Annotated in this window: 10 protein-coding genes; 6 read left to right on the top strand and 4 right to left on the bottom strand. The window is 36.8% G+C overall.

Annotated features, from left to right (window positions below):
- The 4 genes from UC75_RS02360 to UC75_RS02375 form a co-directional block, all read right to left on the bottom strand.
- A partial coding sequence (locus UC75_RS02360) for an acyl-CoA dehydrogenase family protein (RefSeq protein ID WP_228137030.1) occupies nt 1-1025 on the bottom strand: 1025 nt, incomplete at its 3' end.
- Between the two features lie 23 nt (nt 1026-1048).
- Complete coding sequence (locus UC75_RS02365; RefSeq protein ID WP_171249495.1) at nt 1049-2332, bottom strand: acyl-CoA dehydrogenase family protein; 1284 nt, start codon at nt 2330-2332, stop codon at nt 1049-1051.
- A gap of 229 nt (nt 2333-2561) precedes the next feature.
- Nucleotides 2562-3935, bottom strand: a complete 1374-nt coding sequence (locus UC75_RS02370; protein WP_005304840.1) for an ABC1 kinase family protein — start codon at nt 3933-3935, stop codon at nt 2562-2564.
- 224 nt (nt 3936-4159) lie between these two features.
- Nucleotides 4160-4462: a hypothetical protein gene (locus UC75_RS02375; RefSeq protein WP_004792622.1), complete on the bottom strand. Its 303-nt coding sequence runs from the start codon at nt 4460-4462 to the stop codon at nt 4160-4162.
- 190 nt (nt 4463-4652) lie between these two features.
- On the opposite strand from UC75_RS02375, the gene ybaK reads away from it, so the two are divergent.
- The 6 genes from ybaK to UC75_RS19845 form a co-directional block, all read left to right on the top strand.
- On the top strand, nt 4653-5120 hold the full coding sequence (ybaK, locus tag UC75_RS02380) for a Cys-tRNA(Pro) deacylase (protein WP_049836546.1): 468 nt from the start codon (nt 4653-4655) through the stop codon (nt 5118-5120).
- Between the two features lie 158 nt (nt 5121-5278).
- Nucleotides 5279-7510 (top strand): TonB-dependent receptor, encoded by a 2232-nt coding sequence (locus UC75_RS02385; protein WP_049836547.1) that lies wholly within the window; start codon nt 5279-5281, stop codon nt 7508-7510.
- Between the two features lie 550 nt (nt 7511-8060).
- Entirely contained in the window at nt 8061-10208 is a 2148-nt protein-coding gene (mtlD, locus tag UC75_RS02390) for a bifunctional mannitol-1-phosphate dehydrogenase/phosphatase (protein ID WP_049836548.1), read from the top strand.
- Between the two features lie 105 nt (nt 10209-10313).
- A complete protein-coding gene (locus UC75_RS02395; RefSeq protein WP_049836549.1) occupies nt 10314-10940 on the top strand; it encodes a 2'-5' RNA ligase family protein in 627 nt (208 codons plus the stop codon).
- Nucleotides 10928-11446, top strand: a complete 519-nt coding sequence (gene cobU / locus UC75_RS02400) for a bifunctional adenosylcobinamide kinase/adenosylcobinamide-phosphate guanylyltransferase (protein WP_049836550.1) — start codon at nt 10928-10930, stop codon at nt 11444-11446. Before UC75_RS02395 ends, cobU begins: the two co-directional genes overlap by 13 nt.
- Nucleotide 11447: 1 nt before the next feature.
- Nucleotides 11448-11854: nicotinate-nucleotide--dimethylbenzimidazole phosphoribosyltransferase (locus tag UC75_RS19845; RefSeq protein WP_228137204.1), on the top strand; the 407-nt coding region annotated here is incomplete at its 3' end.

The following is an 11854-nucleotide window of genomic DNA, read 5'->3' on the forward strand; positions in this document are numbered from 1 at the left end:
CCCACACGACCTGCTTTTGCTTTTGCAATAGAAGCTTCCTTAGAGTTTGGTTTTTTGTTATCTGCCATCCACGTTGCTTTTAACATGAGTAGGCGAGCAGCTTCCCACTCAGCTTCCATACGGTAGATTTGTGCTGCAAGGTTAGAAGCATGTAGGTAGGGGGTAGAGTAATTAGGATCGAGTTGATCTTTAAAAATCTCTTTAATACGTTCTAGTGAAGCTTTAGCACAACCGATTGCCATTGCTGCAACTAAGGGGCGAGTATTGTCAAAAGTTTCCATTACTCCAGCAAAACCTTTAGCGACGTCTACTTCGGCATTACCTAAAAGGTTTTCGGCTGGCACACGGCAATCAATAAAACTAATCACTGCCGTATCTGAAGCTTTAATTCCTAATTTATTTTCGAGACGTTCAACCTTCATTCCCGGTGTACCTTTGGGTACCACAAATGACTTAATAGCTGCACGTCCAAGTTTGCGATCAAGCGTGGCCCAAACGACGACAGAATCTGCACGTTCGCCAGAGGTCACAAAAATCTTTTCACCATTTAAAATATAGTCATTGCCATCTTTTGTTGCAGTGGTGCGGATCGCAGCAGAGTCAGAGCCACAGCCAGGTTCAGTAATGGCCATTGCTGCCCATGTTCCGTTGAACCGCTCTAATTGCTCATCATTTGCGACAGCAGCAATTGCTGAGTTCCCAAGCCCCTGACGTGGCATACTCAGCAATAAGCCTGTATCGCCATAACACATCTCAATAATACCAAGAGCGGTCGACATGTTGGTTCCGTTACGAACACCCTCACTGTCTGTATCACCGCGCTTTCCAGCACCTGCAGCTCCAGCATTAATACCTTCGCCACCTTCATTCATACCATCAATAAGTGAAGCGAGCATATCCAGCTCTTTGGGATACGCATGCTCAGCCTTATCATATTTACGAGAAATAGGGCGTAAAACATTGATCGCAACATCATGTGCTTGATCAATCATCATTTTGAATTTTTTAGGATTTTGTAAATTCATTAAAGTATCCTCTGATTGATCATTTAAGCATGTAAGCCAGATTGTAAAATTGCAGTAGCGCGTAGATCACGGTACCAGCGTTCAACAGGATGTTCTTTTGTGAAACCATGCCCACCAAGAATTTGCACACCATCTGTACCGATTTTCATGGATTTTTCAGCACAAAGTAGTTGGGCTAGATAAGCTTCGCGGTGAAATGGCTTGCCTGACTCTGCAAGGCTTGCTGCGTTTAAAAGCAGCATACGCATTGCATCAATTTCAATAGCCATATCTGCAATCATGAAAGCGACACTTTGGCGATGAGAAATTGGTTCACCGAAAGCAGTTCGTTCATTGGCATATTTAATACAATAAGCTTTAACAGCTTCACATGTACCTACAGCCATTGCACACCACATTAAGTTGCCCAAATCTAAAAAAGCAGTGTAGTCAAAATCTGTTGCACCTAACCGTAGAGCAGGAGTGTGATTAAAGCGAAGAGTTGCAGTTTCTGTGGCTTTAAGACCCATAGCTGGAGTGTTTTTAATTGAAATTGTGTCACCGCATTGCACGACAAATACGTCTGGTTTGCCGTTAAAGTCTGCACTTACTAAAAATACATCAGCTAAATCACCTAAAATCACTAATGTTTTTTCGCCATCAATAAAAAACTGATCATTTTCAAGTGATGCTTTTGTTTTTAAAGCATAAGGATTAAATGCTGGAGTTGCTTCTTGAACTGCAAAGGTTGCTGTAATGTCTGAGTCTTCTGCAAAACATGGTAGATACATTGACTGAACTTCAGCAGAACCCCAACGTGTAATTGCATTGATAACGCTAAATGTACTAAGTAATCCTGCTGTAAGGCTAAAATCACCTTCAGCTAGTTTTTCAGCTATTATTAGATTACTTACAATATTTTGTTCGGTCGCGACACCACCTAATGCCTCTGGAAGTGCATAGTAGTTAAGACCTAGATCCTCAACATATTGCCAAAGACTTTCAGGAAACTGAGCATTCTGGTCAGCTTCATGCGCTAATCCTAATAAAACCTCTTGAGCAAATTGAGACATTGCATCAGAAGTCATTTGTTGTTCTTCAGTTAGGCTTAAATCAAATAGATTTTTTTGTTGGCGAGGTAATCGCTGTTGGGAGATCTGTTTTGGTTTAAATGCTTTTTGAGTCTGGCTTAATGCTTTAAAACCAGCTTTTGAACCTTGATAAAGAGATTTTTCAACAAATTTACGCAACTTGAGTTGATCAAGTACATCGCTTCCAGCCAATCTGGTAATTAGCGATAAACCCAAACCCTGAGCTTTATTGATCATACTTGTCATGATTATGGTGTCCTAACACGTTGTTATTGTTTTATGCTGACACGCCTCATATTAAAAAACTATGTCGTTACTGACATTCAAAAAATGAGTAGATAAATGGCAAATAGAAAATAATAAAATTATAAATTTTTGATTTTATTAGTTTAAAAATATTTGATGATTGGGTGGGTTGAGAGGTATTGACTAGAATGACATGGAATCATTCTAGTCCTTTATTAAATTAAGCAAAGTTACGAATCATACGTCGCACATTTGTTTTTGCATCAATAACTGTCATAAACGTATAGGCCCCAATAAACTTACGGCTAATAAACATAAATTCTTTTGGAGGAACTGAGAAATAACGTGACGCCATTGATTTGCTTGCTTGCTGCATAACACGGCTATGTAACTGGCTTTTCTTCCAGTCATAGCGTTCATGTTCATCCATAAGGCCAGCGGGCATATCTGGATTATTTGCAGGGGTACTAAATGCTTCTGTCGCGATTAAAAACACATCGGCCATGCCAGGTTTAATACTTTCAGGCATTGCATCAAAAAATTCATATCCAGTCATGGCTTGTACCATCGCATTTTTATCATGCTGATAACCTGCCTGAATGAGTTGACGTGCAACTGCTAACAGATGTTCATCAAACTGACGGATAGCACCAAAATCTAATAACACAATTTTGTCCTGAACGTCTTGGCCATTACCCAAACGAACAAGGTAATTACCAAAGTTAGGGTCAGTCTGCATTTCACCCCATTCAAAAATTTCACGAACTGCAATTTCAAGTGAAGCTTCGCCGAGTTGATTACGACGCTCTTGAGGCAAAGACAACATCACAGGGCTATTGATTGGAACACCACGTTCAAAAGTCATGCAAAGTACTTGATTGGTGCAGTATTCATCTACAATTGTCGGAACAATATAACGCTCGTCATCTTTTAAGCGTTCACCGAAGCGACGGGTAGTGGCAGCTTCAACATCATAGTCAACTTCGCGATGCATCATTTCACGAACTTCATCAAACCACTGATCAAATTCACGGGTTTGTGGCACCATACGTGTCAGTTTAAGCATGTTTTTAAACAAGCTCATATCTGAATCAATTGCATTTGCAACGCCAGGATATTGGATTTTTAAAACTAGCTCTAAGCCGTCTGATTTACGCGTTGCACGGTGTACTTGTGCGAGAGATGCAGTACCAATTGGCTCATGATCAATCGTTAAATCATTTAATTTAGCACCCAGTTGCTCTTGTAGATGTGGCTTAATTGCCGGCCAGTCTAAAGCAACAGTTTGGTTATTTAGGGTATTTAATGCTTGAGTAATCTCTTCTGGTAAAAAGTGTTCACCATAAAGAGCCATCATTTGGCCAATTTTAACAATAGAACCCTTAAGTTTACCTATTTCAGAAACCAGATAGTTAGCTTGTTCGCTCATCGCTTTTTTGCGTTTCTTTTCTTTTTCTTCTTCATTAGAAAATAAAGAAGAGGCACTTGCAGTTGCCCAACGTGTTCCTGCAAGTAAAGAAGCTTTCGCGATTGATAAGCGTCGATCCATGGAAGAAGTTTTTAAACTCTTAAGCTTATCTTTCTGATTTGACATGAAAATAGAATCCTATGCGCATCATGCAGCCAAACGCTGGTGATCTAAAATTGTAACGAATATTACATGTTTTGAGCGTATTAAAATAGTTCTCTCAGACTGAATGATAGGCTGAAATGGTCATCTTTATTCCAATAATTCTTAAATAGCCTAAGCAATTTAGAAATTAAAACAATTCAGATGACTAAAACTAAGATAAAACAGATCTTTGATAACAAAATGGATTACATTTTAAATTGAATCTTTAATTCAGATTTCTGCATCAAATGCAGGCGATTCGTCTGAATATGTTGCAATAACATCTGTTTGACTGAATCATGCATAAAACCAAGTGCATGAGCTTTTACTATAATGATGCTAGGAAGGGTATAAAAGAAGTACTTAACATCATCAAGAGTTGCGTTATTAAAAATACCTTGTTCAATTAACGTCTGCTGCAAAAATTGCTTTTCATTTAATACAGAATCTGATGATTCATCCCAAAAACGGTGACGCATGGCCATCAGATTGTTGTGTTTATAACTCATAAAATTGTCAGCTCAGACTTCAAATCTAAATAAAATATATGGAGTCGAGCACCGAATATCAAGTTGAGATTATTTTTTCTTCAGTTGCTGTTTGAATTTTTATGTAACTCTTGTAAATAGCCTAAACAAATTTAAAATTTTTTCTAAAAAAACTATAATCGAAACAATTTCATCTATAACACCACTTATCATGACTCCTGCATGTAGATTGTTAAAAAGTAATAAAATCGAATTTTCTATCCATGAATATGAACATAATTCAAATGCCAAAAGTTTTGGATTAGAAGCAGCCGAAAAATTAGATTTAGATGTAAATGAAGTATTTAAAACTCTAATGGTAAGTGACGATAAAAATTATTTCGTTGCTGTCTTACCAGTTAATTATCAATTAAATTTAAAAAAAGTAGCTACGGCGTTTGGATGTAAGAAATTACAGATGGCTAATCCTAAAGATGCCGAACGTTTAACAGGATATTTAGTAGGTGGGATTAGTCCTTTAGGCCAAAAGAAACGATTAAAAACGGTCATTGATGCATCAGCTCAAAACTTTAATAAAATTTATGTAAGTGGGGGAAAAAGAGGGTTGGATATTGGTTTAAATCCCAAAGATTTAGCTCAGCTTTTAAATGCTCAATTTGTTGATGTACTTGATGAGTAAAATAAATCTTTTTCTTATCTCATTAAATTAACTAATTTTAAGATAGGTAATATTAAATTAAGTTCTTTTAATAAAAACAATTCTCATTATTATTTATATTTAGTATTATTCCGAGCCTTATAACTATCTAATAACTTTTGGGTTTGGAGAAAGGGAAAATGAATCAATACAAAAAGGTTGGGGCTAACTCAAATCATCTGATGTGTGCAGAATCACGATATTTTAAATTAAAACCTTGTTGTATTGCTCTAGCAGCAATATTTGCGCAGCAGGTTCATGCAAATACAAGTATTGAAAAGGCAGCCCTTAATAATCAACCGACACAAAAGCCTGTAGCTCAATTGCAAAAAATTATAGTGACGGCGACAAGGACGCCAAAAAATATTGCTGAAATTGCAGGCACAGTTCAAACGATTGAAAAGCAGCAAATTGAACAACAGGCAACTGCTGGACGAAAAATTGCCGATATACTGGCTCAGTTGGTTCCATCACTTGGGGTGAGTAGTGGAACAACTACCAACTATGGGCAAACAATGCGTGGTCGTGATGTCATGATTATGATTGACGGCGTATCGCAAAATGGCTCACGCGATGTTGCTCGGCAACTAAATAGTATTAGTCCAGGCATGATTGAACGTATTGAAGTTCTTTCAGGAGCTACAAGTATTTATGGATCAGGTTCTACCGGCGGGATTATTAATATTATTACGAAACGTGCTGATTCGACTAAACCAGTAAGTTTTGAAACTAAACTTGGTATTACGTCTTCCGATACATTTCGGAGTGATAGTCTAGCTTATGAAATTGGCCAATCCATTTCATTTTATAAAGATAATGTAAATGGTTTTTTAGGGGCTAATTTCACTAGTCGCGGATCTCAGTTCGATAGCTATGGTGATCGTATTGCTATAGCACCTATGCAAGGTAGCCGTCCTGATACTGATACAATTGATGTTAATAGTCGTATAAATATAGATTTAGCTGATAACCAATCACTAAGTTTGGGTGCACAGTATTATAAGGATGAACAAGATACGAGTTATGGTCCTGATTATGGGAAAAATTATATTTATGGGGGAGCGCCTAACTCATATATTGGGAAGAAGGGTTTAGAAATACCTAATCAGCCTTTTACAGAGCGCTATGCATTCAACACTCAATACCAAAATAAAGATATTTTAGGTCAGGTCTTAAATTTAGAAGGATATTACCGTAAAGAAGATGCTCGATTCTTTCCAGTCTTTTTAGGAGGGGAAAATACAGAAGTAAAACAATCTCAATCTGAAATCGAAGTGGCTGGTCTGCGTTCAACAGTACAAAGTGATTTAGATATTATGAATCGTGATCTTAATCTAACTTATGGTTTAGATTATGAACACGAAAAAGATCATCAACACTACGAGCATTTCACAGCATTTAATACAGGTTTGACCTATAAACCTACAGGTAAAACTTCCGATGCCGGTCCAAATACAATAATTCAAAGTGCTGGCGTTTTTATACAAGGTGATTATGCTTTAACAGACCGTATGAATGTCCAGGCTGGTACTCGTTACCAATACATTAAAGCTGAAACAGAACAGTATTCGACTAAAAATGGGATACAACCAAGCGGATCTGTAAATGACGATGCTGTTTTATTCAATTTGGGAGCGATATATAAATTAACAGATGAGCAGCAAATATTTGCTAATTTCTCTCAAGGTTTTAGCTTTCCAGATGTACAACGGATGATGCGTGATGCATTTAATATATCAACCGCTAATATCCAACCTATTAGTGTAAACAGCTATGAACTAGGCTGGCGTTTACAAGGGAAGCAAAGCCTAAATCTAGGTATAACGGGTTTCTATAATACCTCAGATAAAGTTGTTCAATTCTACAAGAACAGTAATAAAGAAACTGTTGCTGAGGTTATGGACAAAGACCAACGTGTATATGGTGCTGAACTAACGGCGACCTACCCATTTATGGAAGAGTTTAAAGTTGGGGGAACACTGGGTTATACGCGAGGTCAATATAAAGATACGGATGGTAAATGGAAAGAGTTGAATGCTTTTCAAGTTTCACCAATCAAAGGTACTGTTTTTGCCGAGTGGAACAGTGATGAAGGATATGGTGCTCGTATGCAAATTCTTGCTATAAAAGGTACAAATGAAGCAGTAAAAGATGGTTCACTTTCAGCTGTAAAAATTAAAGGCTATAGCACGATGGATGTTTTGGCTCATTTTCCAGCTTGGAAAGGACGTATAGATTTTGGTGTATATAATGTTTGGAATAGAGACTATCGAACTGTCTATAGTCAACAAGCAGAAAAAGTATATGGTCTTGTAGAAAGTATACCAGCTGAAGGACGTACTTACGGCCTCAGTTATACATTTAATTATTAATATGAAGTGAGATAGGGAATATCTATAAATCATAGGTATTCCTTAATAAATTAAAATAAACTTGCATTATTAAATGAAAATGATTATCATTATACATATTGAAAGTTGAGAAACGTTCTAGTAATTAAGATTAACGTCTACTACTGTAATGCTGGGTTTTAGGCGATTTAAAGTTATACCAGAGACTCCAATAACAATGGTGTTGAAAAAGATGAGTTGATTTCTGGTATGTGACACCTGCGAGACATTATAAAAATATGCAGGTTCAAGTAGCGGTAAATGGAACTAAGAAAAATAAATACTATCAGCGCAACAAAAAGAATAAACCAAGAGCGGCAAGCGAGGATGGCTTGCCGTTCTTGCATTTACAGTTACCTTCATACTTATTCATATTGTTCAACCTTTTTAGAGTATTAACGCTACTCAGTAACAGATCTCTTATATTTTTGATTAAAAAATAACCACTAATGTTTCATTTATTAATATCCTGCCTTTTTAACCAATTTTTTGTATACCCTGAATAAAACATGATCAAAAAAGAGGTAAAAGCGTGCTTATTTTTCATGGAAAACCTGTTCATGGAGCAATTTTTGATATGGATGGGACAATGTTTGATACTGAGAGGTTGCGGTTTCAAACATTGCAACAAGCATCTCAAGAACTCATTGGACAGGAATTTTCACACGAATATTTAATGCAATGTTTAGGTTTAAGTGCAACTACGGCTGAGCAATTGGCTCAACGTTTATATGGTGTAAATGTTCCCTATAAAGAAATTCGAAAAAAAGCTGATGAAATGGAACTTGAATATATTCGAAAACACGGCGTACCGATTAAAAAAGGTTTAGTTCAAGTTTTAGAACGTTTACGAAAATCTGGCTTAAGAATGGCTGTTGCGACTTCAAGCCGTAGAGCAATTGCCGAAGAATATTTAATTAATGCGAATGTTTATAAATTTTTTGATGTGATTACTTGTGGTGATGAAGTAGAGCAAGGAAAGCCACATCCAGAAATCTTTTTAAAAGCTGCTAGTCAACTTCACTTGAATGCTAACCAGTGTCTTATGTTTGAAGATTCTGAAAATGGTTTAACTTCAGCTCACACTTCAAAAGGTTTAACGATTTTATTAAAAGATATTAAAGAACCAAATGATGAGATGCTGGAAAAAGCGCATTTTTATTATGATCAAATGTATGATTTCTTAACTGATCTCGACAAATTTATTCCTGTTATGGATATGCCAGAGATACAGGAACCTTTTCCGCAAAGCTTAAATCAACTGACGGTCGGGATACATGGTTTCGGTGCTATTGGCGGTGGTTATATAGCACAAATCTTGTCACATTGGGATGGATACACAAAACCAAAGAGAATTATTGCTTCAACACGAAATAGTCTTTTTCGAGAAGCTGTGAATGCATTTGGAACTTATAGTATTCGCTATGGACAGTTTTCTTATGATGAACGTATTGAGAATATGACCATTGTTGATTCTGACAATGAACAACAAATGTTAGAGATGTATACACATTCAAGTTTGATTGCACTTTGCTTACCTGAACAAGCGATCGAGACTGAGTCAAAAATAATTGCAAAAGGATTATATGCGCGTTTTAACTCGCAACTTGAAACATGTATTGAACCGCTAACTTTTCTAATTATTTTAAATAAAGTCGGCGCGAAATATTTGGTTATGAAGCATCTTAGAGAAGCTCTACTAGAGTTAACCAATGATGAAGATGTTACTGAGCATATTTTAAAAGAACATTACTTTTGCGACACCGTTGTAAATCGCATGGTTTCAAAGCTATCTAATCAAAATTTATATCGCCAACTTCGCATTAAGCATCACTTTCTTGAACAGCATTTATCTGATGTGGAGCATGAAGAACAAGTCGAAATTGAAGATTGCAATAAACTGACTCAAGATCAGCAAAACCAGGCATCTTTATATGTTGATAACATGCGCCGTAATTTCCAGCCAGGTCATATATTACAAAGCATGGACCTAATTCTGTTTCATAGCGAAACGGATATTCCAATTTATGTAGAAAAAGGCAGCCCTCTACTCGAAAAGTTACGTCAAGTTGTCTTGGTTAATCAGATTACAGATATTCAATTAATCAAAAACCGTCTATGGAACGGCGTGCATGCCATGCTTGCTTGGTACGCATCTTTACTAGGTTATGAATCTATTGGTGTTGCCATGGGTGATCATTCAGTTAAAGCATTTGCAGAAAACTTAATTAGAGAAGTAAAGCAAGGGCTTGCAATAGTATTACCTAACTATGCAAAAGATTTGGATCGTATAGCACAAAGCTTTCTAGACTCATGTGAATATGCTTTTAAAGACCCCTGTCAGCGTGTGGCAAGAGATCCACTTCGCAAATTAACTCATAATGAAAGAGTAATTGCGTCAATTGAGGCGAATATAGATCATAATTTGCCTTATAAAAACCTATTAAAAGGCGCTGCGCTAGGGTATGCCTATGCAATTCAATATTTAGAAATTGAAGAGGCTGATGCGATTAAACATTTACAGCAGCAAATTCAGAAATTGGATATGAGTACTGCCCAAAAAAGACAAATTGAAGTTGAGTTAACGCAATTAGTTCAATATTTATTTTCTGAACAAGGCAAACAGCCTTTAAACATAAATATTACCAACTCCAAAAGTACGCGTACTCAGTATGCTTAAGTTCGTTTAAATAATTAATGTTCTACAACTGAAAGGCAAACATGCTTTAATACGAAAATTGAATGATTTTGAATTAAAGCTGTGCTGCTAAAACCTTCGACGTTCATGGTGCCAACATCTATACGGGATTATCCCGAATGGCATCTTGGGCGCCAAAATTATGCTTTATGGTATTTAGAAATTAATGATCAAAAAATAGTTGATTATTTAGATGCCTTGCGCGCGCATTTTTCAGAATTCTTATTAGAACCCAATAACCGTCAATATCATATCACGCTGTTTATATGTGGATTTTTAAACCACAAAACCAGAATCTATAGTGATGACTTTAGTTTGAGTGAGTTAGAGCAGCAAAGCGAAATTTTAAGAAAAGAAGATATTGCACCATTTCGATTAAAAATTGGTTCTGTTGATAGCTTTAGTAGCGCTTTATTTGTTCAAATCCAAGACACCGAAAATATCTTATCTCAAATACGCCAAAAGTTAGGTTTAGTTTCTAATGAAATTGCCGCTTTAGAATATTGTCCGCATATTACTTTGGGGTTGTATAAAAAAGACTATAGTAGTGATTTGATTTTACATAAAATTTCTGAATTACCTGTACAATACAAACACGCTGAATTTGATCTTAAGATCGAGCATTTAACGTTTGGTTGTTATCAAGCTCAAACTTTACAAGGTAAGTTATATCCATCTCAGCATTTGTTCTTAGGTGATTCATGTTGCAACTGATTTTGGGTGGAGCCCGTTCTGGCAAAAGCCGACTGGCTGAACAAACAGCAATAAATACGCAATTAGCTGTGACTTATGTTGCTACGGCGCAAGCGCTTGACCCAGAAATGCAAAGTCGAATTGAACACCATCAAAATCAGCGTCCTGCTCACTGGTCTTTGGTTGAAGAACCTTTATTTTTGGCAAAAGCTCTACAAAAAATTGATAGACCTAATCAAATTATTTTGGTGGATTGTTTAACGCTTTGGCTAACCAATTTGTTACTGTTAGAAGATCAAAATGTTCAAAAAGTTGAGTGTGAGCAACTATTAAAGGTTTTACCTACGCTTGAGTCAGAAATTATTTTAGTAAGTAATGAAACGGGTTTAGGCGTTGTGCCACTCGGTGAGATAAGTCGACGATTTGTAGATGAAGCAGGCAGACTACATCAAGCTCTAGGGCAAATTGCAGATAAGGTTGTGTTTTGTGTGGCTGGTTTTCCAATGATTTTAAAAGGTGAGAAATAAAATGAACTGGTGGTTAGAGTCTGTACAGCAACCAAATTTGGACGCAAAACAACAAGCAGAGCAACATCAACTCCAACTCACAAAACCTACTGGTGCCTTAGGTGATTTAGAACTGATAGCAGTTAAACTTGCCAGTTTACAGTCAAATGCACATCCACATGTTAACCATCCATGGATCACGATTTTTGCGGGCGATCATGGCGTAGTTGAAGAAAATATTTCTGCATATCCTCAAGCCGTAACCCGTCAAATGCTGCAAAACTTCACGACTGGCGGGGCAGCAATTAGTGTAATTGCTGAATATCATCAAGCTCATTTGCAAGTAATTGATTGCGGTACCGTAGGTGAAGCATACGAATACGCAGGCGTTGAACGTCATTGTATTCGGGCTGGCACAGCAAATTTTGC

Source organism: Acinetobacter sp. V2 (genome assembly GCF_001188385.1).
GTDB classification, from domain to species: Bacteria; Pseudomonadota; Gammaproteobacteria; order Pseudomonadales; family Moraxellaceae; genus Acinetobacter; species Acinetobacter oleivorans.